23 protein-coding genes are annotated in these 24,514 nt (G+C 73.2%); 11 read left to right on the top strand and 12 right to left on the bottom strand.

What is annotated here, in order from left to right:
* Positions 1-158 precede the first annotated feature (158 nt).
* Positions 159-1,286, top strand: coding sequence for a recombinase RecA (gene recA / locus IG64_RS16910; protein WP_037856845.1), 1,128 nt, complete (start codon positions 159-161; stop codon positions 1,284-1,286).
* Between the two features lie 2 nt (positions 1,287-1,288).
* Positions 1,289-2,194: a recombination regulator RecX gene (gene recX, locus IG64_RS38865; RefSeq protein WP_078884051.1), complete on the top strand. Its 906-nt coding sequence runs from the start codon at positions 1,289-1,291 to the stop codon at positions 2,192-2,194.
* A gap of 230 nt (positions 2,195-2,424) precedes the next feature.
* Here recX and IG64_RS16900 read toward each other — a convergent pair whose 3' ends face one another.
* The 8 genes from IG64_RS16900 to IG64_RS16870 form a co-directional block, all read right to left on the bottom strand.
* Complete coding sequence (locus IG64_RS16900; protein ID WP_037856840.1) at positions 2,425-2,838, bottom strand: rhodanese-like domain-containing protein; 414 nt, start codon at positions 2,836-2,838, stop codon at positions 2,425-2,427.
* 32 nt (positions 2,839-2,870) lie between these two features.
* Positions 2,871-3,443 carry a cysteine dioxygenase gene (locus tag IG64_RS16895; RefSeq protein WP_037856839.1) on the bottom strand — a complete coding sequence of 191 codons (573 nt, stop codon included), beginning with the start codon at positions 3,441-3,443 and terminating at the stop codon, positions 2,871-2,873.
* 164 nt (positions 3,444-3,607) lie between these two features.
* Positions 3,608-3,679, bottom strand: coding sequence for a putative leader peptide (locus IG64_RS43085; RefSeq protein WP_324609579.1), 72 nt, complete (start codon positions 3,677-3,679; stop codon positions 3,608-3,610).
* Between the two features lie 452 nt (positions 3,680-4,131).
* Positions 4,132-5,733 carry an FAD-dependent monooxygenase gene (locus IG64_RS16890; protein ID WP_037856837.1) on the bottom strand — a complete coding sequence of 534 codons (1,602 nt, stop codon included), beginning with the start codon at positions 5,731-5,733 and terminating at the stop codon, positions 4,132-4,134.
* 175 nt (positions 5,734-5,908) lie between these two features.
* Positions 5,909-6,796 (bottom strand): amino acid ABC transporter permease, encoded by an 888-nt coding sequence (locus IG64_RS16885; protein ID WP_037856835.1) that lies wholly within the window; start codon positions 6,794-6,796, stop codon positions 5,909-5,911.
* Positions 6,793-7,458, bottom strand: a complete 666-nt coding sequence (locus IG64_RS16880; protein WP_037856832.1) for an amino acid ABC transporter permease — start codon at positions 7,456-7,458, stop codon at positions 6,793-6,795. Before IG64_RS16880 ends, IG64_RS16885 begins: the two co-directional genes overlap by 4 nt.
* A 76-nt stretch (positions 7,459-7,534) precedes the next feature.
* The gene (locus tag IG64_RS16875; protein WP_037856827.1) at positions 7,535-8,368 is read right to left on the bottom strand and encodes a glutamate ABC transporter substrate-binding protein; all 834 of its coding nucleotides are present in this window, start codon (positions 8,366-8,368) and stop codon (positions 7,535-7,537) included.
* Positions 8,369-8,715: 347 nt separating this feature from the next.
* Complete coding sequence (locus IG64_RS16870) at positions 8,716-9,492, bottom strand: amino acid ABC transporter ATP-binding protein (protein ID WP_037856825.1); 777 nt, start codon at positions 9,490-9,492, stop codon at positions 8,716-8,718.
* A gap of 296 nt (positions 9,493-9,788) precedes the next feature.
* On the opposite strand from IG64_RS16870, the gene IG64_RS16865 reads away from it, so the two are divergent.
* Both IG64_RS16865 and IG64_RS16860 read left to right on the top strand, forming a co-directional pair.
* Complete coding sequence (locus IG64_RS16865; protein ID WP_037856823.1) at positions 9,789-10,475, top strand: response regulator transcription factor; 687 nt, start codon at positions 9,789-9,791, stop codon at positions 10,473-10,475.
* A gap of 9 nt (positions 10,476-10,484) precedes the next feature.
* Positions 10,485-11,927, top strand: a complete 1,443-nt coding sequence (locus tag IG64_RS16860) for a sensor histidine kinase (protein WP_037856821.1) — start codon at positions 10,485-10,487, stop codon at positions 11,925-11,927.
* An 81-nt stretch (positions 11,928-12,008) separates the two neighbouring features.
* Here IG64_RS16860 and IG64_RS16855 read toward each other — a convergent pair whose 3' ends face one another.
* Entirely contained in the window at positions 12,009-13,007 is a 999-nt protein-coding gene (locus IG64_RS16855) for a TAXI family TRAP transporter solute-binding subunit (protein WP_037856818.1), read from the bottom strand.
* Positions 13,008-13,239: 232 nt separating this feature from the next.
* Here IG64_RS16855 and IG64_RS16850 point away from each other — a divergent pair, with 232 nt between their 5' ends.
* Positions 13,240-13,644, top strand: coding sequence for a MazG nucleotide pyrophosphohydrolase domain-containing protein (locus tag IG64_RS16850; RefSeq protein ID WP_037856817.1), 405 nt, complete (start codon positions 13,240-13,242; stop codon positions 13,642-13,644).
* 15 nt (positions 13,645-13,659) lie between these two features.
* On the opposite strand, the gene IG64_RS16845 is transcribed toward IG64_RS16850, so the two are convergent.
* On the bottom strand, positions 13,660-14,895 hold the full coding sequence (locus IG64_RS16845; protein ID WP_051812984.1) for a glycosyltransferase family 87 protein: 1,236 nt from the start codon (positions 14,893-14,895) through the stop codon (positions 13,660-13,662).
* 379 nt (positions 14,896-15,274) lie between these two features.
* Between IG64_RS16845 and miaB the strand changes: the two genes are divergently transcribed.
* The gene (gene miaB / locus IG64_RS16840; RefSeq protein ID WP_037856885.1) at positions 15,275-16,795 is read left to right on the top strand and encodes a tRNA (N6-isopentenyl adenosine(37)-C2)-methylthiotransferase MiaB; all 1,521 of its coding nucleotides are present in this window, start codon (positions 15,275-15,277) and stop codon (positions 16,793-16,795) included.
* 454 nt (positions 16,796-17,249) lie between these two features.
* Positions 17,250-17,963 (top strand): class III extradiol dioxygenase subunit B-like domain-containing protein, encoded by a 714-nt coding sequence (locus IG64_RS16835; protein ID WP_037856815.1) that lies wholly within the window; start codon positions 17,250-17,252, stop codon positions 17,961-17,963.
* A gap of 208 nt (positions 17,964-18,171) precedes the next feature.
* On the opposite strand, the gene IG64_RS16830 is transcribed toward IG64_RS16835, so the two are convergent.
* Both IG64_RS16830 and IG64_RS41165 read right to left on the bottom strand, forming a co-directional pair.
* Positions 18,172-18,591 carry an antitoxin gene (locus IG64_RS16830; protein WP_037856814.1) on the bottom strand — a complete coding sequence of 140 codons (420 nt, stop codon included), beginning with the start codon at positions 18,589-18,591 and terminating at the stop codon, positions 18,172-18,174.
* Between the two features lie 24 nt (positions 18,592-18,615).
* Positions 18,616-18,873 (bottom strand): hypothetical protein, encoded by a 258-nt coding sequence (locus IG64_RS41165; RefSeq protein ID WP_158771580.1) that lies wholly within the window; start codon positions 18,871-18,873, stop codon positions 18,616-18,618.
* A 231-nt stretch (positions 18,874-19,104) separates the two neighbouring features.
* Here IG64_RS41165 and miaA point away from each other — a divergent pair, with 231 nt between their 5' ends.
* The 4 genes from miaA to IG64_RS16805 all read left to right on the top strand — a co-directional run bounded on the left by miaA (position 19,105) and on the right by IG64_RS16805 (position 24,342).
* Positions 19,105-20,043 (top strand): tRNA (adenosine(37)-N6)-dimethylallyltransferase MiaA, encoded by a 939-nt coding sequence (miaA, locus tag IG64_RS16820; protein WP_037856808.1) that lies wholly within the window; start codon positions 19,105-19,107, stop codon positions 20,041-20,043.
* Positions 20,044-20,149: 106 nt separating this feature from the next.
* The gene (locus IG64_RS16815) at positions 20,150-20,695 is read left to right on the top strand and encodes a hypothetical protein (RefSeq protein ID WP_037856805.1); all 546 of its coding nucleotides are present in this window, start codon (positions 20,150-20,152) and stop codon (positions 20,693-20,695) included.
* A 178-nt stretch (positions 20,696-20,873) separates the two neighbouring features.
* Positions 20,874-21,743, top strand: a complete 870-nt coding sequence (gene dapF, locus IG64_RS16810) for a diaminopimelate epimerase (protein ID WP_037856804.1) — start codon at positions 20,874-20,876, stop codon at positions 21,741-21,743.
* A 301-nt stretch (positions 21,744-22,044) separates the two neighbouring features.
* Positions 22,045-24,342 carry a RelA/SpoT family protein gene (locus IG64_RS16805; protein ID WP_037856802.1) on the top strand — a complete coding sequence of 766 codons (2,298 nt, stop codon included), beginning with the start codon at positions 22,045-22,047 and terminating at the stop codon, positions 24,340-24,342.
* Positions 24,343-24,514 lie beyond the last annotated feature (172 nt).

The following is a 24,514-nucleotide window of genomic DNA, read 5'->3' as shown; positions in this document are numbered from 1 at the left end:
GGCGCCGGTGAGGCTCAACCGAGGGGATTTCGCCCACCTATAGGGCGTTTTGCCCTCTGGTTATCCACAGGCCGGACGGGCGTCGAGGCGCATTGTCAGTGGCAGGCGTTAGCGTCTTTGACGTGAAGCGATCGACTCAAGCAAATCGGGTGGAACCCATGGCAGGAACCGACCGCGAGAAGGCGCTGGACGCCGCGCTCGCACAGATTGAACGGCAATTCGGCAAGGGCGCGGTCATGCGCATGGGCGAGCGGTCGAACGAGCCCATCGAGGTCATCCCGACCGGGTCGACCGCGCTCGACGTGGCCCTCGGCGTCGGCGGCCTGCCGCGCGGCCGCGTCGTGGAGATCTACGGCCCGGAGTCCTCCGGCAAGACGACCCTGACCCTGCACGCAGTGGCGAACGCGCAGCGGGCCGGCGGCCAGGTCGCCTTCGTGGACGCCGAGCACGCCCTCGACCCCGAGTACGCGAGGAAGCTCGGCGTCGACATCGACAACCTGATCCTCTCCCAGCCGGACAACGGCGAGCAGGCGCTGGAGATCGTGGACATGCTGGTCCGCTCCGGCGCGCTCGACCTCATCGTCATCGACTCCGTCGCCGCGCTCGTGCCGCGCGCGGAGATCGAGGGCGAGATGGGCGACAGCCACGTCGGTCTGCAGGCCCGTCTGATGAGCCAGGCCCTGCGCAAGATCACCAGCGCGCTCAACCAGTCGAAGACCACCGCGATCTTCATCAACCAGCTGCGCGAGAAGATCGGCGTGATGTTCGGCTCGCCGGAGACCACGACCGGTGGCCGCGCGCTGAAGTTCTACGCCTCGGTGCGCATCGACATCCGCCGCATCGAGACCCTGAAGGACGGCACGGAGGCGGTCGGCAACCGCACCCGCTGCAAGGTCGTCAAGAACAAGGTCGCGCCGCCCTTCAAGCAGGCGGAGTTCGACATCCTCTACGGCCAGGGCATCAGCCGTGAGGGCGGCCTGATCGACATGGGCGTGGAACACGGCTTCGTCCGCAAGGCCGGTGCCTGGTACACGTACGAGGGCGACCAGCTCGGCCAGGGCAAGGAGAACGCGCGCAACTTCCTGAAGGACAACCCCGACCTGGCCAACGAGATCGAGAAGAAGATCAAGGTGAAGCTGGGCGTCGGCGTGCGTCCGGAGGAGCCCGCCGCCGAGCCGGACGCGGACGCGACGGCAGCCACCGCCACGGGTGACGCGGCCAAGACGGTGCCCGCCCCGGCGGCCGCCAAGGCGACCAAGCCCAAGGCCGCCACCGCCAAGAGCTGACCGTGACACGGCGAACGGACTGGCCCGAGGACGAGGACGGGTACGCGGACCCGGCCTTCGGTGCCCCACGGGGGAGGGGCACCGGAGACCGCCTCGGTGCCGGCGCGTCCACCGGTCCGGTAGTTCACGGGGACGACGTCCACGGGGGAGACGTCCACGGACACGACCCTCATGACCCCCACGACGCCGACGCGTACGGAGGCGACGGGCGCGGTGCCGGGCGGCGCCGGGCCCAGGGCGGGTCACGCGGCGCGTCCGGCTCCGGCACAGGTGGCGCACGCCGGGGCGGCTCGCGTGACGGCGGGCCGTACGGCGGGCGCGGGCGTCGTCGGCGGGGCACCGGCGCGGCGTCCGCGGTGGACGGAGACAACTCTTCCTCGCCGAGGGCCGAACAGGGAGAGTCTCCGGGGGACCCGGTGGAGCGGGCACGGGCGATCTGTCTGCGCCTGCTCACCGGGACCCCGCGCACCCGCAAGCAACTGGCGGACGCCCTGCGCAAGCGGGAGATCCCGGACGACGCGGCGCAGGAGGTGCTGTCCCGTTTCGAGGAGGTCGGGCTGATCGACGACAGCGCGTTCGCGGACGCCTGGGTGGAGTCCCGGCACCACGGGCGTGGACTGGCCCGTCGTGCGCTCGCCCAGGAACTGCGTACCAAGGGGGTCGACGGGGCGCTGATCGACGAGGCCGTCGGCCGGCTCGACGCCGAGCAGGAGGAAGCCACCGCGCGGGACCTGGTCACCCGCAAGCTGCGCTCCACCCGGGGCCTGGACCGTGACAAACGGCTGCGCCGTCTGGCGGGCATGCTCGCCCGCAAGGGCTACTCCCAGGGCCTGGCCCTGCGGGTGGTGCGCCAGGCACTGGAGGAGGAGGGCGAGGACACCGAGTTCCTCGGGGAGGAGGGGTACTGAGGCGTCCCCAGGAGGAGGGCTGACGCCGGAGCCCGAGACGCGAGCTGGGCCGACGCCCGGGGCGAGAGGTGAGGCCGCTGCCGGAGCCCAGGCCCCAGCCCAGAGAGGCGATTGCCGGTGTGCGACGCCCGAGCCCGGGAGCCGAGGCTGGGACGGTGCCACCGGTGCCCAGGGTCCCGAGCCGGAAGGTGGAGTCCGAGCCCGGGACCCCGAAAATCAGGCCCGGGGTCTCAGGGGAGGGCCGGGGCCAGGACCGGAAGACCGGCCGATCGCCACGCCTGGAATCCGCCGGCCAGGTCGGTCGCCCGGCGCAGACCGAGCTGGTGCAGGGAGACGGCCGCGAGGCTCGACGCGTAGCCCTCGTTGCAGATGACGACGACGCGCAGGTCGTGACCGGTGGCCTCGGGTAGGCGATGGCTGCCCTGGGGATCAAGCCGCCACTCCAGTTCGTTGCGCTCGACGACCAGAGCACCGGGCACCAGCCCGTCCCGCTCCCGCAGCGCGGCGTAGCGGATGTCGACCAGCAGGGCCTCGCCGGTCCGGGCGGCGGCGTACGCCTCGTGCGGTTCGACCCGCACGTAGGTGCGGCGCACCTGTTCCAGCAACTCGTCGATCCCGGTCTGCTCTTCGTTCACGTCGCTCACTGCCGGTCCTTTCGCGTCTGTCGCATCGCTGCTCACTGCCAGTCCTCGGGGCGCTCCACCTGCTCCAGGCGCAGCACCGGTCCGGAGCGGCTGTAACGGCGGATCCGGGGCAGCGGCGGGTAGTAGGCGTGCACAGACACAGCGTGCCGGTCGCTCGACTCGTTCAGCACCTCGTGGACGTGGTGTCGGCCGAAGGCGCGCCCCCGACCGGCCGGCAGCCGTCGTTCGCGGTCGACGCCCTCGGTGAGTTCCAGGGTCTTCCAGCCGTCGGTGGGCAGCCGTGCGGCGAGCGAGTTCTCCGTGAGTTCGCCGGTGGCGGTGACGAAGGCGCCGACCGAGTCGGCGTGGTCGTGCCAGCCGGTACCGGTGCGGGGCGGCCAGCCGATCAGCCAGGCCTCACTGCCCCCGGGCCCGTCCAGACGGACCCAGGTGCGGCCCTCGGGGTCGAGCGGCAGCGAGGCGATCAGCTCCGCGTCGGCGGCGGCGCGTCGGACGAAGTCGAGGAGTTCCGCCTGCGTGGGCGGCTCAGTGGTGGGTGCGGCGGGAAGGGAGGCGGTGGGGGCGGGGGAGGGGGCGGGGGCCGACGGGGAGGAGAAGACAGACATGCACACCGTCCTGAAGTGGGTTCGCGGAACGCGCGCGACGGCACCCCTGCGCAGAACAGCGTGGTGAGGGAGCAGCCGTGGAGCCACGACACGGGAACACAGCGCGTGAACAGCGCTGCGCAGGCGTCGGCGCGCGGAAGAGAGAAGCAGAAGAGGGCGCGAATTCAGCGGGACGGGCGACACACGCAGCCCGCATAGCGGAGGAGGTCCATATGGACCCTCCGCCACAGGCGCACATCGGTGCCGGTCACGATCCGGAGTACACCATGGGGGACGGAAGCGGTCAACACACTGTCACCATGCGGACGACGGTGACGGTGAGTGGCCGTTCAGAGGCCACCCCAGGGCGTCCAGATCCCGAACCGCCCCAGGCCCCCGAGCCACCATCGGCCCCCGAACGTCCCGAACCGCCCCAGGCCCCCGAGCCACCCCAGGCCCCCGAACGTCCCGAACCGCCCCAGGCCCCCGAACGTCCCGAACCGCCCCAGGTTCCGAACCGCCCCAGGTCCCCGAGCTACGCCAGGCCGTCGAACCGCCCCAGGCCCCGAACCGCCCCAGGCCCCCGAGCCACCCCAGGACGCCGAGGCCACCCAGGCCACCCAGAACCTCCAGGCCGCCCGAGCCACGCCACGTCGCGGCCCGGACCGGTCGTGCCGGGACGGCCTGTCCGCTCCCCCGGTCGGGTGTCTCAGTGGGCGCCGGCCTCCGCCCGGGCACCGGCGGGTGCCGCGCCGCCCAGGGTGGCCTCGGCCGCGGTGTACAGGTCGGCGGGGCGGACCCCGCTCAGCGCGGTGACCAGGTGCCCGTCGGGGCGCACCAGGAGCACGGTGTGCGGCGCCGCGCCCGGGTAGCTCTCGGCCACCAGCAGTTCGGCGGGGTGCGGCAGCGCGGCCACCGCGGCGGCCAGCCGGGGCATGATCCCGGCGCTCACCCAGTGCCGGCGCTCCCACACCACCGTGCCCGGCGCCACCAGCACGACCAGCAGCGCCCCGCGGCCGAGCCGGTCCCGCAGCGGTACGAACGAGCCGTCCTCCGCGGTCACCACCACGTCCGCGACCGCTGCTCCGGGGGGCGTGTCCACGGGTGCCTCCGCCTCGAAGCCCGGGGGGGCGAGCGGCGAGTCCGCGTACGCCCCCGGCGCACCCAGGGTTCCGCGCCCCAGGTGGCCGTCCATCAGCGACGCGTCGTGTCCGCGCGCCGCCCCGGGGACGTAGGACCGCAGCCCGCCGCCCCCGCGCAGCACGGGCAGCAGCTGGTCGGCGGCGCGCAGCCGGGAGGCGACGACCGCCCGCCGCTCCGTCTGGTAGCTGTCGAGCAGCGCCTCGTGCGGGCCGTGGTGCCAGGCGAGGGCCAGTTTCCAGGCGAGGTTGTCGGCGTCGCGCAGTCCCTCGTCCAGTCCCTGGGTGCCGAACGCGCCCAGCAGGTGCGCCGCGTCCCCGGCCAGGAGGACGCGTCCGTTGCGCCAGCGGCGGGCCACCCGGTGATGCACCGTGTGCACGCCGGTGTCCAGCAGTTCGTACGCCGGTGCGCTCTCGCCGGTCCAGCCGGTGAGGGTCTCGCGGATGCGGGCGAGCAGCAGTTCGGGGGTGACCAGGTCCTTGCCGGGCGGCAGCAGCCAGTCGAGGCGCCACACGCCGTCCGGCAGCGGCCGAGCGGTGATCTCACCGGCAGAGGGGCCGGACGTCCGCCACGGCGGGTTCCGGTGGAGGAACGCTTCCTCGGGCCGAGGGAGCGCGGTGCGCAGCGCGGCCACGGCGTACCGCTCGACGGCGGTGCGGCCGGGAAACCGGATGTCCTGGAGTTTGCGCACGGTCGAGCGCGGTCCGTCGCAGCCGACGAGGTAGCTGCCGCGCCACCAGGTGCCGGCGGCACCACGGGTGTGCGCGCTCACGCCCGCCGTCTCCTGTTCCAGGGCGTCGAGCCGGCTGTCGGTGGCCAGTTCGACCAGCGGCTCGCGGGCCACGGCGGCGCGCAGGGCGCCGGTGAGGTCGTGCTGGGCGATGTGCAGCGGCGCCGGATCGGCCGCGTCGAAGGCGACCTCGCCGGTCACCTGCTTGCGGCGCATGGACCACCACCCGGCCCAGCGCAGTCCGGCCCGGCCGAGCGGGGTACCGGCCAGCCGCTCCACGAGGGCGGCGGTGTCCTCGCGCAGGACGACGGTGCGCGCCGCCCGCACCGGCTCCGTGCCCGGTGTCTCGTCGAGCACGACGGACGGCACTTCCTGACGTGCCAGCGCCAGGGCGAGCGTGAGCCCGACGGGCCCCGCTCCGACGACGATCACCGGATCCACGGCGCGGCGCCCCCTGCCCGCAGCGGTGTCCTGACGGACAGACGTGAACAGACGGTTGGAGCAGGGTGCACGATCACAGAACGTATGCAACCCATTGCCGCTGCTTGCGTCAAGTGACGGGGGCAGCGGTGATCACTCCGCTGCCCCCGTGTGGCGCCTGCCGGGTGACCGGCCGTCAGACGGTGGCACCCGTCGACTCGGCGTCCGCCACCGCCGTCGGCCCGAGCACCGCGCCGGTGGACTTCTTGGCCCGCCGCAGCCGGCGTTCCAGCCAGCTCGCGAAGCTGGTGAGGCTGAAGTTCAGCAGGATGTAGATGACGGCGACGATGGTGAAGCTGGCGATGGTGTTCGCACCGTAGTACGAACTCATCGGGGAGACCGACGCCAGCAGTTCGGGGAAGGTGAGGATCGCGCCGCCCAGCGCGGTGTCCTTCACGATCACCACGAGCTGGCTCACGATGGCCGGCAGCATCGCGGTGACCGCCTGCGGGAGCAGGATCGACGTCATGACCTGGGTCTTGCGCAGACCGATGGCCTGACCCGCCTCGGCCTGCCCCTTGGGCAGCGACAGGATGCCCGCCCGGACGATCTCCGCCAGGACCGAGGCGTTGTAGAGCACCAGGCCGGTGACGACGGCGTACAGCGGCCGGTCGTCCGAACCGACGTTCGTGTACTGGGCGAACAGCGCCAGACCGAAGATCATCAGCATCAGCACCGGGATGGCGCGGAAGAACTCCACGATCACGGCGGCCGGCACCCGGATCCAGGCGTGGTCGGAGAGTCGCGCGATGCCGAAGACCGCACCCAGCGGCAAGGCGATGACCATCGACAGGGCGGCCGCGATCAGCGTGTTCTTCAGGCCCGGCAGGATGTACGTCGTCCACGCCTCGGAACCGGCGAAGAACGGCTTCCACTTCTCCCAGTCCAGCTGTCCCTTGTCGCTCAGGCCCTGGTAGACCCACCACAGGAGGGCCGCGAGCGCGAGAACGAACACGATCGAGTAGACGACGTTGCGCCGTTTGGCCCTGGGCCCCTGCGCGTCGTACAGCACCGAGGAACTCATCGCTTCACCGCCACCTTCTTGCTGACCCAGCCGAGGACCAGGCCGGTCGGCAGCGTCAGGCACACGAAGCCGAACGCGAAGACCGCCGCGGTCAGCAGGAGCTGTGCCTCGTTCTCCAGGATGTCCTTCATCAGCAGGGCCGCCTCGGCCACACCGATCGCGGCGGCCACCGTGGTGTTCTTGGTGAGCGCGATCAGGACGTTGGTGAGCGGGCCGACGACCGAGCGGAACGCCTGCGGCAGCACCACCAGGGTCAGTACCTGGGTGAAGTTCAGCCCGAGCGCGCGGGCCGCCTCCGCCTGGCCGACCGGCACCGTGTTGATGCCGGAGCGGATGGCCTCGCAGACGAACGCCGAGGTGTAGGCGATCAGACCCAGCACGGCCAGCCGGAAGTTGATGGTGTCGAAGTTCTCCGAGCCGAGGCGCACGCCGAGGGTCTGGTTCAGGCCCAGCGAGGTGAACAGGATGATCACCGTCAGCGGAATGTTCCGCACGACGTTGACGTACGCGGTGCCGAAGCCGCGCATGAGCGGCACCGGGCCGACGCGCATGGCGGCCAGCAGGGTGCCCCAGACCAGGGAACCGACGGCCGAGAGCAGGGTGAGCTGCACCGTCACCCAGAAGGCTCCCAGCAGGTCGTAGCCTTCAAGAAAGTCGAACACGATCTCCCGCGCTTCCGCGTGTGGTGGGCCCCGGTGCGCCGCCCCCTGGGGAGCGGCGCACCCGGCGGGCGCTGACTCAGCTCTTGACGTCGCCGATCTTCGGCGCCTGCTCGTACTGGTAGTTCGCCGGACCGAAGTTGGCCTTCACGGCCTTCTCCCAGGAACCGTCGGAGACCATGTCCGTCAGCGCCTTGTTGATCTTGGCCTTGAGGTCGCTGCCCTTCTTGACGCCGATGCCGTAGTTCTCGTTGGTCATCTTCAGGCCGCCCAGCTTGAACTTGCCCTTGAACTGGGCCTGGGAGGCGTAACCGGCGAGGATCGAGTCGTCCGTCGTCAGGGCGTCGATCGCCTTGTTCTGCAGGCCGTTGAGGCAGGCCGAGTACGTCGGGTACTTCAGCAGGTTCGCCTTGGGGGCCAGCTTCTCCTTGACGTTCTGCGCCGAGGTCGAACCGGTGACCGAACACAGCTTCTTGCTGTTCAGGTCGCCCGCCGACTTGATCGAGTCGTCGTCGGCGCGGACCAGGACGTCCTGGTGGGCGAGCAGGTACGGGCCGGCGAAGTCGACCTTCTTCTCGCGCTCCGGGGTGATCGAGTAGGTGGCGGCGATGAACTGCACGTCACCGCGGGCCAGCATGGTCTCGCGGTCGGCGCTCTTCGACTCCTTCCACTCGATCTGGTCCTCGTTGTAACCGAGCTTCTTGGCGACGTACTTGGCCACGTCCACGTCGAAGCCGGAGTAGCCCTGCGGCGTCTTCTGGCCGAGGCCGGGCTGGTCGTACTTGATGCCGATGGCGATCTTCTTGCCGCCACCCGACGACCCGCCGTCCTTCTTGTCCGAACCGCACGCCGTCGCCGAGACGGCGAGGGCGAGCACGACGGCCGAGACGGCGGTGACCTTGCGGAGCTTCATGCTGAACTTCCTTTGCTGAAAGTCTCAAAGGCCCGGTCAGGAGCCGGGACCCTGCGGGGTGACGGCGCCGTGGGGGCGGGTACGGAGGCCGGCACGGGTGCCGGAAGGAGCCGGACGCCGCCCCGCGCCGCCGGTGGGCGGCAGCCGGTCCACCGTCCTGCGGTGGCGCGGACCGGCTGGTGGTGCGTGGTCCGGCCGATGGTGCGTGGCCGGCCGGACGTCGTACGTGCCCGGCCGCTGGCCGCGGTCCGATCGGTGGGGCGTCGGCCGGTGGGCGGTGCGCCGTCCCGGCCGGTCGTGGCGGGCCGGACGCAGGCCGTGCGCGGCGCCCGCGGCCGGAGCGGTCCTCAGTGGTGCAGGATCTTCGACAGGAAGTCCTTGGCCCGGTCGCTGCGCGGATTGCTGAAGAACTGGTCGGGCGCAGCCTGCTCGATGATCCGGCCGTCCGCCATGAAGACCACCCGGTTGGCAGCCGATCGGGCGAATCCCATCTCATGGGTGACGACGATCATCGTCATGCCGTCCCGGGCGAGCTGCTGCATGACCTCCAGCACCTCGTTGATCATCTCGGGGTCCAGCGCGGAGGTCGGCTCGTCGAAGAGCATGACCTTCGGCTCCATCGCCAGCGCCCGCGCGATCGCCACGCGCTGCTGCTGGCCGCCGGAGAGCTGCGCCGGGTACTTGTCCGCCTGCGCGCCCACGCCGACCCGGTCGAGCAGGGCCCGGGCCCGCTCCTCCGCCGCCTGCTTGTCCGTGCGGCGGACCTTGACCTGGCCCAGCGTCACGTTCTCCAGCACGGTCTTGTGCGCGAAGAGGTTGAAGGACTGGAAGACCATCCCGACGTCGGCACGCAACCGGGCCAGCTCCTTGCCCTCCGGGGGCAGCGGACGGCCGTCGATCGTGATCGTGCCGGAGTCGATGGTCTCCAGACGGTTGATGGTGCGGCACAGGGTGGACTTCCCGGACCCGGAGGGCCCGATGACCACGACGACCTCGCCGCGGGAGATCGTCAGCTCGATGTCCTGGAGCACGTGCAACGCGCCGAAGTGCTTGTTGACGCTCTTCAGGACGACCAGATCGCCGGTCGAGGCCACGTCTTCCTTGGCCACCGATACTTCGGTCATCGCTTTCAGGCTCCGTCCTCATCGGTTTCGGAGGACAGTAGCCACGCCGCGCGACCAGCGTCAGTACATCTGAGGTACATCTGAGCATCACGATCCGATAGCAATCGGACACCCGTCGTGGCGCGTCACACGAAAGCGCGTACCGGCTGGATAACGACAGGGGGCGTGCAACCGGCAGCCCCTTGACGACGTCCTCGTCCATCGGCGTGACTGCCATGGTGCACCCACGCGCGCGTGCGCACCGCTTCGCTGCGCCCGGCGTACGACGACATGACGATGAACGGGAGGGGCCCGGGTTGAGACTGCTCCTGGTCGAGGACGACAACCACGTCGCCGCCGCACTGTCCGCGATCCTGGCCCGGCACGGTTTCGACGTCACCCACGCCCGCAGCGGCGAGGAGGCACTCCAGGCACTCGTCCCGGAGGGGGCCTGCTTCGGCGTGGTCCTGCTCGACCTCGGTCTGCCCGACCAGGACGGCTACGAGGTCTGCGGCAAGATCCGCAAGCGCACCAGCACCCCGGTGATCATGGTCACCGCGCGGGCCGACGTCCGCTCGCGCATCCACGGCCTCAACCTCGGTGCCGACGACTACGTCGTCAAGCCGTACGACACCGGCGAGCTGCTCGCCCGCATCCACGCCGTCAGCCGGCGCACCGTCCACGAGGACCCGGGCGGGGCCGCCGAGGGCGGCCTGCGGCTCGGTCCGGTCCACATCGAACTGCCCACCCGGCAGGTGAGCGTGGACGGTACGTCGGTCCAGCTGACCCGCAAGGAGTTCGACCTGCTCGCCCTGCTCGCCCAGCGTCCCGGAGTGGTCTTCCGGCGGGAACAGATCATCAGCGAGGTGTGGCGCACCAGCTGGGAGGGCACCGGCCGCACCCTGGAGGTGCACGTCGCCTCCCTGCGCTCCAAACTGCGGATGCCGGCGCTGATCGAGACCGTCCGCGGCGTCGGCTACCGCCTCGTCGCCCCGGCCGCGTAGCGGGTCCGGGTGCGCACACGTCTGCTGCCGCTGCTGATCGTCCTGATGGCGGCGGTCCTGCTCGCCCTCGGGTTCCCGCTCGCCGTCAGCCTCGCCGCGGGCGAACAGCAGAAGGTCGTCGTCGACCGCATCGACGACACGGCACGCTTCGCCGCCCTCGCCCAGTTCGTCACCGACCGGCCCATGGGCTCGCGCCGTACCGTCCCCGACGAGCGGCTGGAGACGCTCAGACGCGAACTCGCGAGCTACCACGAGGTGTACGGCATCCGGGCCGGCGTCTTCTACCGCACCGGCATCCCCATGGCCAGCGCCCCGGCCGACTGGGCGCTGCCCGCCGAGGGAGAGGTGCGCGAGGCCTTCGGCGAGGCCAAGCTGAGCCGCCGCAGCCACGACCCCGAACAGGTCTGGCCCTGGCAGCGGCACCGGCTCGTCGTCGCCTCGCCCGTCATCCGGGACGGTGACGTCGTCGCGGTCGTCGTCACCGACTCACCGACCGGGCAGATGCGCGCCCGGACGCTGCAGGACTGGCTGATCCTCGGCGCGGGCGAGACCGTCGCCATGCTGGTCGCCGTCGGCGCGGCCCTGCGCCTGACCGGCTGGGTGCTGCGGCCCGTCCGGGTGCTCGACGCCACCACCCACGACATCGCCACCGGGCGCCTGAAGTCCCGGGTCGCGGTGGCCGGCGGCCCGCCGGAACTCAGACGGCTCGCCCGGTCGTTCAACGAGATGGCGGGCAACGTCGAGGACGTCCTGGAGCAGCAGCGGGCCTTCGTCGCCGACGCCTCCCACCAGTTGCGCAACCCGCTGGCCGCGCTCCTGCTGCGCATCGAACTGCTCGCCCTGGAACTGCCCGAGGGCAACGAGGAGATCGCCTCCGTCCGTACCGAGGGCAAGCGGCTCGCGCAGGTCCTGGACGACCTGCTGGACCTGGCGCTCGCCGAGCACGCGGAGGCCGACCTCCAGCTCATCGACATCGGCGAGCTGACCGGGGAGCGGGTGGCCGCCTGGTCGCCCGCCGCCGAGGCCAAGGGGGTGCGCCTGGTCGGAGAGTGCCCGGCCACCACGGCCTGGGCCGATCCGGTGGCGCTCTCCTCCGCGCTGGACGCGGTGATCGACAACGCGGTGAAGTTCACGCCGGAGGGCGAACGCGTCGAGGTGACGGTCTCCGGCGGCGGCGACACCTCCACGGTCGTGGTCGCCGACCACGGCCCCGGCCTCACCGACGACGAACTGGCCCGCGTCGGCGACCGCTTCTGGCGCAGCGGCCGCCACCAGAACGTCAGCGGGTCCGGACTCGGCCTGTCCATCTCCCGCGCGCTGCTCGCGGCGGGCGGCGGCTCCCTCTCGTACGCCGCCCACCGCGCCGAGGAGCCGCGCGGGCTGAAGGTGACGGTGACCGTCCCGAGGACGGACCCGCGCCCCGGTCCGCCGGCCGGCGCGCCGATGGCCTGACGAGGCGCCGGCGCGGACGGGGGTGTGCGCCGGCGGGGCGGCGGGTGCGGGCCGGGACGGGCAGCGGTGGCGCCGCGCCGCCTACGGCTTGACGGACCGGTAGTAGCGGCGGGCGCCCTCGTGCAGGACCAGCGGGTCGGTGTAGATCGCGGTGCGCAGGTCGACCAGCTGGGCGGAGTGGACGTGGGCGCCGATCTGGTCGCGGCTCCTGATCACCGCCCGGGTCAGCCACTCGGTGAGCCTCGGGTCCACGTCCTCGCGGGTCATCAGCAGGTTGGAGACGGCGATGGTCGGCACCGTCGAGCCTTCCTGCACCGCCGGGTACGCCGACTCCGGCATGTTGGTCGCGCGGTAGTAGCGGGTGGCGCCGCCCTCGGCGTGCAGCCTGGCCACCAGGTCGGTGTCGATCGGCACGAACCGGAAGGCGAACTTCGAGGCGAGCTGGGTGAGCCCGTCCGTGGGCAGTCCGCCCGACCAGAAGAACGCGTCGATCGCGTGCGTACGCAGCCGGCCCGGCCCGGTGTCGATCCCGTCGGCCATGGGCCGGATGCCCGTGTGCGGGTCGATACCGGCGGCCTCGAGCACCCGTTCCGCGATCAGCCGGACCCCCGACTCCGGCGGGCCGACCGCCACCCGCCTGCCGCGCAGGTCCGCCACCGAGTGGATGGGCGAGTCACGCGCCACGACGAGCTGCACGTAGTCGTCGTAGAGGCGGGCGACCCCGCGCAGCCGGGACGCGCCCGGTCCGTGGTCCAGTACGTAGGTCTCCACCGCGTCGGCCGCGGCGATCGTGAAGTCGGCCTTGCGGGTCGCCACCCGTGCGACGTTCTCCTGCGAACCGTCGCTGGTCAGCAACCGCACCTCCAGGCCCGGCATGTCCTTGGCGAACGCGGTGCGCAGCCGCACCCCGTACTCGTGGTAGACCCCGCGCGTGGTGCCGGTGCTGAAGGCGATCGTCCCCCTCGGCGGGTCGTCGCCCAGCGGCAGCAGCCACCACAGCAGCAGCCCGAGGACGACGGCGAGGACGGCCGTGCCCTGCAGACCACGGCGCCTGCCGACGGAACGGAACAGCTTGGACATGCGCGCGATCCTGCCAGCCGGGGTGCGGAACTGGCCAGGGGCGGGCGGGGCCGGGGGCCGGGACGCGGGCCTTGAGGGGAGGCGGCCGTGGGGGCGATGGGGGCGGTGGCGGAGGGCGCTGGTGGTTGCGGAGCGGGTGGGCGACGGGTTGCGGTGGGTGGTTGCGGAGCGGGTGGGCGGCGGGACGCTCGGGCGGTGCGGCTGTGTCACAGGCGGCGGTTAGAGTCGCCGTATGAGTTCCTCGCCCGCCGACCTCGTCCGTCAGTTCCACCGGGCCTTCGGGCTCGACGTCCGCAGCACACCGGTACGCGTGCCGCCCGAGCTGGCGGCGCACCGGGGGGACCTGCTGGCCGAGGAGGCGGCCGAAGTGGCCGAGGTCTCGGTCGACGGCCCGCTCGACCGGCTGGCGCACGAACTGGCCGACGTGGTGTACGTGGCGTACGGCACCGCCCTGGTGCACGGCATCGACCTCGACCAGGTGATCGCCGAGATCCACCGTTCGAACATGACCAAGCTCGGCCCCGACGGCCAGGTCGCCCGCCGCGCCGACGGCAAGGTGCTCAAGGGAGATCACTACCAGGCACCGGACGTGTCGGGGGTGCTGCGCCGCCAGGGCTGGCAGCCCGACCGTCCCTGACGGGCCCGGCGTCCCTCAGCGCACCGGGCCGGACAGCTCCGGCACCGGATCGGCGGTCCGCCGGGAGGGCGCCCGGGGCGGCCGCCGCCGCGCGCACCCCAGCCCGAGGACCAGCGCGAGCCCGCACAGCGCGACGGCGTCCTTGAACGCCCGCCGCGTGGACACCTCCAGGTGCGGGAACGCGAACTCCGGCACCTGTGGCACCAGCACGGCCCAGAACCACGGTGAGCGCGTCACCGACCCGTCCTCGAACGCCCCGGCGACCAGCAGGGGCACGACGACGACCAGGTAGTGCTCGTAGGACGGCCGGGCCAGCAGGTACGAGGCGAGCATGAGCATGGCGGCCGTGTCCGCGAGCCGCGCCGGACCGGGGTCGGCGCGCCGCCAGCGCCGCCAGGCGCACAGCACACCGGCCGCCGCCGCCGCGAGCGCCACCGCCTCGGCGAGGACCGGCGGCACCCCGAGCCGCGGCAGCACGGCGGGCAGCGAGCAGTCGAACGGCCGCATCAGGGCGTCGCCGCCCCTGAGAAGGAACGGCAGCGTGCGCGTGAAGAACCCGCCCGGATCCGGCATGACCAGCGCCATCCCGGCGGAAAGCGCCAGCGGCAGCGCCACCATCCAGGCCAGGGCGCGCCACTGCCGGGCCAGGAGCAGCAGCACGGCGACGGGCACGAGCAGCGGCTTGACCGCGACGGACAGCCCCAGGACCACCCCGGCCGCGCCCCAGCGCCCCCGGTCGGCCAGCAGCAGCGCCAGGGGCAGCGCCAGGGCACTGACCGCGGTCCAGTTGCCGAGGTCGATCAGATGTCCGACGGGCGCCCAGCACAGCACCAGGGCCAGCAGCCCCAGCACCGCGAACCGGCTGCGCGCCGGCACCCGGAACAGCCGAACGGCGCACCACCAGCCGGCCACGACCAGCCCCACGCACACCACGGGCGCGGCGACCCTCAGCACGACCGCCGGCAGCGCCGCCTGACCCGCGGCGAACAGCACGGCGCTCGGAAGGTACAGGAAACGCCGGTCGGCGTACGGGGCACCGCCGTGCAGCCACGTCTGTCCGGCGCGGACGACGAAGGCGTTGTCCATGCCGCCCTGGGCGTACACGACCGCCACGTGCGCGGTGCGCGCCACCAGGACGGCGGCGAGCAGGGCGACCCAGGCCGCTCCGGCGGGGCGCAGCAGCCAACCGCGCAGCGCGGCGGCCGGGGCCACGTCCGGGGCGGAGGTCCGCAGGGCGTCACGTAGCTGCATCACACGTACCTGTCCGGGAGGGGCTGCCGTGAGCGGAAAACAACGCTTCTGGGCGGGTATGCCCCATTCTGGGCCCGGAGCCCCGCCCCCGGAGTCACCGACCGGTTGTCCCGGGTCGTGTCGCGGCCGCCGCCGCGGCGTCGCGGCACCTGGCCGTCGTGCCGTCGTGCGGCGGTGTGGCCCGGGGAGCGGGCAGGAGTGAGTGGGGCGGCGGGCGCCGGGGACCGGGTTGCCGGCCGGGGTGCGGGCGGCCCCTCGCCGGCTGCCGGGCAGGGTGGGGCGCTGTCCGCGGTGGCTGCCGGGCCGCGGCGGTCCGGTTGCCGGGCGACAGGGCGCGGGCCGTCCGGGCGCACTTCCGCGAGCGCCTACCCTTATGGGCATGAGCAGCATCGACCGGAGCCGAGAAGTGGGCGTCACGCGCAGCTACGAGATCCGCACCTACGGGTGCCAGATGAACGTCCACGACTCCGAGCGGCTGGCCGGGCTGCTCGAGGACGCGGGTTACGTACGGGCCCCGGAGGGTTCCGACGGTGACGCGGACGTCGTCGTCTTCAACACCTGCGCCGTCCGGGAGAACGCCGACAACCGGCTCTACGGCAACCTCGGCCACCTCGCCCCGAAGAAGGCGAAGCGGCCCGGGATGCAGATCGCGGTCGGCGGCTGCCTGGCCCAGAAGGACCGCGACACCATCGTCAAGAAGGCGCCCTGGGTCGACGTCGTCTTCGGCACGCACAACATCGGCAAGCTGCCCGTCCTGCTGGAGCGCGCCCGCGTCCAGGAGGAGGCGCAGGTCGAGATCGCCGAGTCGCTGGAGGCGTTCCCCTCCACGCTGCCGACGCGGCGCGAGAGCGCGTACGCGGCCTGGGTGTCCATCTCGGTCGGCTGCAACAACACGTGCACCTTCTGCATCGTCCCGGCGCTGCGCGGCAAGGAGAAGGACCGCCGTCCGGGCGACATCCTCGCCGAGGTCGAGGCCCTGGTCGGCGAGGGTGTCTCCGAGATCACGCTGCTCGGCCAGAACGTCAACGCCTACGGCTCCGACATCGGCGACCGGGAGGCGTTCAGCAAGCTGCTGCGCGCCTGCGGGACGATCGACGGCCTGGAGCGCGTCCGCTTCACCTCCCCGCACCCGCGGGACTTCACCGACGACGTGATCGCCGCCATGGCCGAGACGCCGAACGTGATGCCGCAGCTGCACATGCCCCTGCAGTCCGGCTCCGACACGGTCCTGAAGGCGATGCGCCGCTCCTACCGCCAGGAGCGCTACCTCGGGATCATCGAGAAGGTGCGCGCCGCCATCCCGCACGCCGCGATCACCACCGACATCATCGTGGGCTTCCCCGGCGAGACCGAGGAGGACTTCGAGCAGACGCTGCACGTGGTGCGCGAGGCGCGGTTCGCGCAGGCGTTCACCTTCCAGTACTCCAAGCGGCCCGGCACCCCGGCCGCCGAGATGGACGACCAGATCCCCAAGGAGGTCGTCCAGGCGCGCTACGAGCGGCTCGTCGCCCTCCAGGAGGAGATCTCCTGGGACGAGAACAAGAAGCAGGTCGGCCGCACGCTGGAGCTGATGGTCGCCGAGGGTGAGGGCCGCAAGGACGGCGCCACCCACCGCCTCTCCGGCCGCGCCCCCGACAACCGCCTGGTCCACTTCACCAAGCCCGACCAGGACGTCCGCCCCGGCGACGTGGTCACCGTCGAGGTCACCTACGCCGCCCCGCACCACCTCCTCGCCGAGGGCCCGGTGCTGGAGGTGCGCCGTACCCGCGCGGGCGACGCCTGGGAGAAGCGCACCGCGGCCGAGGCGGCCAAGCCCGCCGGCGTCATGCTGGGCCTGCCGAAGATCGGCGTCCCGGAGCCGCTGCCGGTCGCGGCGAACAGCGGCTGCGGCTGCGACTGACCCGCCTTCGTGCCGCCCACCGGGAGCGTGCTGCGGTCGCGGACGGCTCCGACAGCGCTCGCGGACGGCGCTCGCGTGGCCGCTTCCGGCGCCGCTCCGCCGGCGGCCGGCGCGGGGGCGGCCGACCGGAGGCGGGTGCGGGGCGGCCGGCCATGGGCACGGGGCGGCCGTGAGCGGGGAGCCGGTCCTTCGTGGGTCGGCCGCGAGGTGGTCACGGGCCGGATGTGAGCCGGTGGCCGGGCGTGAGTTGTCCGTGGGCCGGACGCGGGCCGGTGGCCGGGCGTGAGTTGTCCGGAGTCGGCTGTGAACGGTGGACCGGATCCGAGTCCGTTGCGGGGCCGACCCGGGCCGGTCGTGGCCCGGAGGCGAGCCAGTGGTGGGCCGTGGGGGCGAGGCGGCCCGGTCGGCGGGGGAGGCCCGTCGTCGTCCGGCGTTCCGGGCTAGTCTGCCGATCATGCTTGTCGCCGCCGCAGTCTGTCCCTGCCCGCCCCTTCTCGTGCCCGCGGTCGCCCAGGGCGCCGCGCCCGAGCTGGACGCCGCGCGCGCCGCGTGCACGGACGCCCTGGGAGTGCTCGCCGCCGCCCGGCCGGACCGGCTCCTGGTCGTCGGCCCCGCCGAGCAGTCCGGGCGCGGCCCGCACCCGCAGGGAGCCCGGGGGTCGTTCCGCGGCTTCGGCGTGGACCTGGACGTGCGGCTGGGCCCGGCCACGGGCAGCGCGCCCGAGCGCGAGCTGCCGCCCTCGCTCGCCGTCGCGGCGTGGCTGCTCGAACGGACCGGCTGGTCGGCCGCCCCCGTCGAGGGGCTGGGCGTCGGTGAGCCCCTGGCGGCGGACCGGTGCGTGGCGGCGGGCCGGGACATCGCCGCACGGCCGGAACGGGTGGCGATGCTGGTGATGGGCGACGGCAGCGCCTGCCGGTCGCTGAAGGCGCCGGGATACCTCGACGAGCGGGCCGAGCCCTTCGACACCGAGGCCGCCCGGGCACTCGGCGCCGCGGACGTGGCGGCCCTCACCGCGCTCGACGCGGAACTGGCGTACGAACTCAAGGTGTCGGGCCGGGCCCCGTGGCAGGTGCTCGCGGGCGCGGCCGAGGGCGCGCACCTCTCTGGGGCGCTCCTCTACGACGAGGCGCCGTACGGCGTGGGCTACCTGGTGGCCGCCTGGTCCTGACGCCGAGAGGGCCCCGAGCGGCGGGGTGCTCAGGGCGCGCGCCGGGTCGCCGGCGGACGGTGGACGACCGGTGGAGACCGACGGACGGAGGCCGGCGGACGGCCGGGACACCAGGTCCTGCTCCCGGCCGTCCGCCGGCCTCCGCCGCTCATGCCCCGGAGGTCCCGCTCATGACACGGGTGCCCCGCTCATGGCACGGCCGCGCCGCTCATGACACGGGCGGCGGCCCCTGCGGAGGTTCCTGCGGGGGCGGAGCCGTACGCCCGGCGTCGCCGCCCGGGACCGTGCCCGGACCGCCGGTGGCCGGGCCACCCGTGCCCGGACCGCCCGTGGCGGGCTCACTCGTACCGGAGCCACCCGGCGCCGCACCCCGCGCAGTCTCCGCAGGTGCGCCGGCGGTCCCGCCCGGGGCCGCCCCGTCCCGGTGCGCGAGCCGGTCCACGGCCTCCTTGGCCTTGCCCGTGCCCGCGTGGATCTTGTCGCTGTACTTGCCCTTGGTCTTCTCGTCGACCATCCTCGCGGCCTTGTCGAGCCCGTGCTCGATCGAGCCCCCGTGGCGCTGTGCGAGGTCCGACACCTTGTCCCTGGCCGGGCCCAGCCTGGCCTTCATGTTGTCCAGCAGACCCATGGTTCACCTTCCCTGGCGGGAGAGCTACCTGCGGGCGCCCTCTCCGGCTCCGTGCCCTGCCGCCTCGTCGGCGGACTGCTGCTTGGGGATCTCCACGCCCTCGGCGGCGCTGTCCTCCTGCGCGCCCGCCGTGTCGTCGCCGCTGTTGGGCGTCCGCGCGGCCTTCACCGCGTCCGCCGCACCGTCCGCGGCGCCCTCGGCCGCGGCACCGCCGACCGCCTCGGACCCGGCCGCCGCCGCGCCGCTCGCCGCCGGGCCGGCCGGCTCCCCGGCGCCCGGCACCTCCTCAGTCGCCTTCGACCTCCGGAAAATCCTTGCAAAAACGCCCATATCAACTCCATACGTTACTCGTGCGGGCGGCATCCCGCGTAGCCCGGTGCGTCTGTGCGTGACGCCCGAACCACCGCCCGCCGGTATCCGGCCGCGGGAACCTCGCAACGGGCAACGACCCTGTTCGCGTGCCGTCACGTAACTCGTTCGAGGAGCCCGCCGAAGGTTTGCGAGACTGGTGCGGTGAGCAGCGCACCCCCCGCCCCCCGCGTCATCGCCGTCGTCGGCCCCACCGCGGCCGGAAAGTCCGATCTCGGCGTGTTCCTGGCCCAGCGCCTGGGCGGCGAGGTCGTCAACGCCGACTCCATGCAGCTCTACCGAGGGATGGACATCGGCACCGCCAAGCTGACGCCCGAGGAGCGCGGCGGCGTACCGCACCACCTCCTGGACGTCTGGGACGTGAGCGTCACGGCCTCCGTCGCCGAGTACCAGCGGCTCGCCCGGCAACACATCGACGCCCTGCTCGCCGAGGGGCGCTGGCCGATCCTGGTCGGCGGCTCCGGGCTGTACGTCCGCGGGGCCGTCGACAACCTGCAGTTCCCCGGTACCGACCCCGAGGTGCGGGCCCGGCTGGAGGAGGAGCTGACGCTGCGCGGCTCGGGCGCCCTGCACGCGCGGCTCGCCGCCGCCGACCCGGAGGCCGCACGCGCGATCCTGCCCAGCAACGGACGCCGTATCGTGCGCGCTCTGGAGGTCATCGAGATCACCGGCCGGCCCTTCACGGCCAACCTCCCGGGTCACGACTCGGTCTACGACACCGTGCAGATCGGTGTGGACGTGGCGCGTCCCGAGCTGGACGAGCGCATCACGCGCCGGGTCGACCGCATGTGGGACGCCGGGCTCGTGGAGGAGGTCCGCGCGCTGGAGGCGCGGGGCCTGCGCGCGGGGCGCACGGCCTCCCGCGCACTCGGGTACCAGCAGGTCCTCGCGGCACTCGCGGGGGAGTGCACGCTGGAGGAGGCGCGCGCGGAGACCGTGCGTGCCACCAAACGCTTCGCGCGCCGCCAGGACTCCTGGTTCCGGCGCGACCCGCGCGTGCACTGGCTGAGCGGGGCAGCCACCGATCTCCGGGAACTTCCGCACCTGGCCATGGCGTTGGTGGAACGACCGGTTACAGCCTGATCACGTGATGGCATCGGGAAGCCCAGGCCGTCATCCAGGCCTCCGGCGCCGTGCCATCATCAGACTTCGATCGACAGATGAGTCCTGGTTGGGAGGGCGCGTGGCGATGGAGGCCGGCCCTCGCGACACCGCACAGAGCACGGAGCGCATCACCGCTGCGGACACCGAGCGCGTCACCGCGCGAGGCACCGAGCGCATCACCGTGGAACGCGCCGGTGACGACCAGGACGAGGACTCGCTGAGCCCCGACGGCCCGGACGAGACGCAGGGCGGTGTCACGGACGACGGTCCGGAGCCCGAGGAGATGTTCGCCGGACCCGAGGTCGAGGTCGAGCTGCGTCCGCAGCGGCGGCTGCGCATCTGGCAGCTCGCGCCCATCGTGGGCCTGGCGGCCGTCGGCTCGCTGATGTTCGCCTTCCCGCTGGCCTTCGACGGCGACAGCGGCGCGATGATCGCCATGCTGGGGCTGCTGATCTGCCTCTGCGCGGCAGGCTGGGGCACGATGGCCGCCCGCCGCGTCGGGTACACCTGGCCGGGGCTGTCGCCGCGCGACACCGGCCGGCGGCCCGCCTGGGGCATGATCGGCGTGTACGTCCTGCTGGTCGCCGTGGTCGTCACCCTGGCGGTGTGGCGCGTCGCGGGCCTGCGCTGAGCACTCTCCGCCCCGCCGCGCCCCGCCGCGCCTCCCCGTCAGCCGCCGCCGCTCCGCCAGGGGCCTCCCCGACCGGTCCAGGGCCTTCCGCGCCGGTCTCCGTGTCCCCCGCCGGTGAGAAGGCCGGGCCGGCGGCCGTGATCGCGGGATCGTCGTACCCACCCCGTACGATCGAGGCATGAGCACCCGCATCGCCTTTCTCAAGGGACACGGCACGGAGAACGACTTCGTGATCATCCCCGACCCGGAGAACGCCGTGGAGCTGTCCCCGGCCGCCGTCGCCGCCCTCTGCGACCGCCGCGCGGGCATCGGCGGCGACGGCGTGCTGCACGTCGTGCGCGCCGCCGCGCACCCGGAGGCCCGGGAGATGGCGGCCGAGGCGGAGTGGTTCATGGACTACCGCAACGGCGACGGTTCCGTCGCGGAGATGTGCGGCAACGGCGTACGCGTGTTCGCGCGCTACCTGCAGTACGCCGGGCACGCGACGGAGGGCGACCTCGCCCTCGCCACCCGCGGGGGCGTGAAGACGGTGCACATCGCCAAGGACGGTGACATCACGGTGGGCATGGGCAGGGCCCGGCTCCCCGAGGGCGACGTCACCGTGAGCGTCGGCGAGCGAGAGTGGACCGCGCGCAACGTCAACATGGGCAATCCGCACGCGGTCGCCTTCGTCGACGACCTCGCGGACGCCGGCGACCTGCTCTCCCCGCCGCCGTTCCGCCCGGCCGCCGCCTACCCGGACGGGGTCAACGTCGAGTTCGTCGTCGACCGCGGCCCCCGCCACGTCGCGATGCGCGTGCACGAGCGCGGTTCCGGCGAGACCCGCTCCTGCGGCACCGGCGCGTGTGCCGTCGCCGTGGCCGCCGCCCGCCGCGACGGCGCCGACCCCGCCGCCGCGGGCACGCCGGTGACGTACCGGGTCGACGTGCCCGGCGGCACCCTGGTCATCACCGAGCGGCCGGACGGCGAGATCGAGATGACCGGCCCCGCCGTGATCGTGGCCGAGGGCGAGATCGACACGGAATGGCTGGAAACAGCGGTCGGCTGAACCGGGACCCGGCCGGACATCGCAGGGCCGGAGCCCGCCTCGCCGGGCAGGACCCAGGCGGCGGGGGCGGGCCTCGGGGGAAATCCACGGGTGCCCGCTTGTCACCTGACCGAAAACCGTAAACCTCTCGGGCCGTCGCTCGAATGGGTGATCCGTTTCACGCTCTCCGAGAGGCGGTCGGCTGAGGGTGCTGGGCTCGATAGCATCAAGCACCGGCCCGGACGGGGGGTCCGACGCCAACCCCTGAGCCGCGTACGCCCTGGGGCATCCCGTCCGCCGGTCCACGCAGCCGGAGGTGCCCATGAGTGCGGATGCCACAAACCCTGCGGCCCCGGGCCCGGTGGCGCCGTCGGCGCCCCGGAGGCGGGCCCGCCCGCGGATCGACCTGCGCCGACTGGGCCGGGCCGCCCTGCTCGGCCCCACCGCCCGCGACCGCCTCCCGGACGCCATCGGGCACGTCGCCGAGGCACACCGCGCCCACTTCCCCGACGCCGACCTCGAACCCCTGCGCCACGCCTACCTGCTGGCCGAGTCCTCGCACCGCGGCCAGATGCGCAAGAGCGGCGAGCCCTACATCACGCACCCGCTCGCCGTCACCCTCATCCTCGCCGAACTCGGCGCCGAGACGACCACGTTGACGGCCTCCCTGCTGCACGACACGGTCGAGGACACCGACGTGACGCTCGACCAGGTCGGCGACCAGTTCGGCGCGGAGGTCCGCTACCTCGTCGACGGCGTCACCAAACTGGAGAAGGTCGACTACGGCGCCGCGGCCGAACCCGAGACCTTCCGCAAGATGCTCGTCGCCACCGGCAACGACGTCCGCGTGATGTCGATCAAACTCGCCGACCGGCTGCACAACATGCGCACCCTCGGCGTCATGCGTCCCGAGAAACAGGCCCGCATCGCCAAGGTGACCAGGGACGTGCTCATCCCGCTCGCCGAACGGCTCGGTGTGCAGGCGCTCAAGACGGAACTCGAGGACCTGGTCTTCGCCATCCTCCACCCCGAGGAGTACGCGCACACCCGCGAACTGATCGCGGAGAACGCGAGCCGTCCGCACGACCCGCTCACCGAGGTGGCCGAGCAGGTCCGGGGCGTGCTGCGCGAGGCCGGCATCACCGCGGAAGTCCTGGTCCGGCCACGGCACTTCGTCTCCCTGCACCGCGTGGCCCGCAAACGCGGCCGGCTGCGCGGCTGTGACTTCGGCCGGCTGCTCGTCCTGGTGAACGAGGACGCCGACTGCTACGCCGTCCTCGGCGAACTGCACACCTGTATGACACCGGTCGTCGCCGAGTTCAAGGACTTCATCGCCGTACCCAAGTTCAACCTGTACCAGTCGCTGCACACCGCCGTCGCCCTCCCGCCGTCCCGCCCGGACGGAACCGAGCGGGCGGCCACGGACGGCCAGGTCGTCGAAGTCCTCATCCGCACGCACCAGATGCACAAGACCGCCGAGGCCGGGGTCGTCGCGCTCGGCAACCCGTACGCGCCGCCCGCGGAGGACCAGCCGACGGGCGACGGCGAGCGCGTCGACCCGACGCGCCCCGGCTGGCTCTCCCGGCTGCTCGACTGGCAGCAGGCGGCCCCCGACCCGGACACCTTCTGGTCCACGCTCCGCGAGGACCTGGCCCAGGACCGCGAGATCACCGTCTTCCGCCCCGACGGCGGCACACTCGGCCTCCCCGCTGGCGCCAGCTGTATCGACGCCGCCTACGCCCAGTACGGCGAGGACGCGCACGCGTGCATCGGCGCCCGCGTCAACGGGCGACTGGCCAGGCTGAGCACCGTCCTCCAGGACGGCGACACCGTCCAGCTCCTGATGGGCCAGGACCCCGCTTCCGAGCCCTCCCGTGAGTGGCTGGAGCACGCCCACACCCCCGCCGCCCGCATCGCCATCCAGCGGTGGCTCGCGGCGCATCCCGTCCCGGCCGACGACCCGGACGGCACCCCCGGGACCCGCGAGGACGCCTCCCCGGGAGCGGCGGACACCCCAGGGGGCCCCGACGGGCTCACCGGGGTGAACGGACCGGGCGCGCTCCCTCCCGGCGGGGCCGACCGCCCCGGACAGACGACCGGTGGGCCCGGGTCGGCCGCTGGGGCCGGCGGAGCCGCGCCGTCCGCACGGGAGGAGCGCCCCGGCACGGCCACCGTGGTCGTCGCCGACCTGCCCCGCGCCCCCGTACGGCTCGCCGGCTGCTGTACGCCCGTGCCGCCCGACCGGATCACCGCCTTCGCCGTGCGCGGGGGCGCGGTGACGGTGCACCGCGTGGAATGCGCCACGGTCGCGCGGATGAAGAGCGCGGGGCGCGCGGAGATCGGCGTGCGCTGGGGCGACACCGCCGCCTGCCGCGTGACCCTGCTCGCCGAATCGTTCGGCCGCCCGCACCTGCTCGCCGATCTGACCGAGGCCATCGCCCTCGAAGGCGTCGAGATCGTCTCGGCCACGGTGGCCCCGCCTGCCCAGCAGCGCGTCCACCACACGTACACCCTGCAGCTCCCCGACGCCGCGCGTCTGCCCGCCCTCATGCGGGCGATGCGCAACGTCCCGGGCGTCTACGACGTGAGCCGCGCCCAGTCGCAGCCGCCGGGAGACTGACCCAGGGCCCGACGGTCCCCGCCCGGCGCGGGCCCCCTGCCGCGAACGTCCGTCGCCACCGCGGCGCGTGCGTCCCGCGCCACCGCGCCCCGAGCCTCCGGTGCCCGCTCGGCGCGAGAACCGGTCTGCGCCGGGCGCGAGTCCGTGACGCCCGCCCGGCGCGGGCGCCCGC

Source organism: Streptomyces sp. NRRL S-340 (assembly GCF_000720185.1).
Lineage (GTDB): Bacteria > Actinomycetota > Actinomycetes > Streptomycetales > Streptomycetaceae > Streptomyces.
This window is presented reverse-complemented; position numbering and strand designations above follow the sequence as displayed.

Bases quoted from the DNA above. Each gene is read 5' to 3' on its own strand.
- IG64_RS16850 (WP_037856817.1), top strand. From the start codon at position 13,240: ATGAGTTCCTCGCCCGCCGACCTCGTCCGTCAGTTCCACCGGGCCTTC.
- recA (WP_037856845.1), top strand. From the start codon at position 159: ATGGCAGGAACCGACCGCGAGAAGGCGCTGGACGCCGCGCTCGCACAG.
- IG64_RS16835 (WP_037856815.1), top strand. From the start codon at position 17,250: ATGCTTGTCGCCGCCGCAGTCTGTCCCTGCCCGCCCCTTCTCGTGCCC.
- dapF (WP_037856804.1), top strand. From the start codon at position 20,874: ATGAGCACCCGCATCGCCTTTCTCAAGGGACACGGCACGGAGAACGAC.
- miaB (WP_037856885.1), top strand. From the start codon at position 15,275: ATGAGCAGCATCGACCGGAGCCGAGAAGTGGGCGTCACGCGCAGCTAC.
- IG64_RS16870 (WP_037856825.1), bottom strand. From the start codon at position 9,492: ATGACCGAAGTATCGGTGGCCAAGGAAGACGTGGCCTCGACCGGCGAT.
- IG64_RS16815 (WP_037856805.1), top strand. From the start codon at position 20,150: ATGGAGGCCGGCCCTCGCGACACCGCACAGAGCACGGAGCGCATCACC.
- IG64_RS16805 (WP_037856802.1), top strand. From the start codon at position 22,045: ATGAGTGCGGATGCCACAAACCCTGCGGCCCCGGGCCCGGTGGCGCCG.
- IG64_RS16845 (WP_051812984.1), bottom strand. From the start codon at position 14,895: ATGCAGCTACGTGACGCCCTGCGGACCTCCGCCCCGGACGTGGCCCCG.
- IG64_RS16895 (WP_037856839.1), bottom strand. From the start codon at position 3,443: ATGTCTGTCTTCTCCTCCCCGTCGGCCCCCGCCCCCTCCCCCGCCCCC.
- IG64_RS16855 (WP_037856818.1), bottom strand. From the start codon at position 13,007: ATGTCCAAGCTGTTCCGTTCCGTCGGCAGGCGCCGTGGTCTGCAGGGC.
- IG64_RS16830 (WP_037856814.1), bottom strand. From the start codon at position 18,591: ATGGGTCTGCTGGACAACATGAAGGCCAGGCTGGGCCCGGCCAGGGAC.
- IG64_RS16885 (WP_037856835.1), bottom strand. From the start codon at position 6,796: ATGAGTTCCTCGGTGCTGTACGACGCGCAGGGGCCCAGGGCCAAACGG.
- IG64_RS16875 (WP_037856827.1), bottom strand. From the start codon at position 8,368: ATGAAGCTCCGCAAGGTCACCGCCGTCTCGGCCGTCGTGCTCGCCCTC.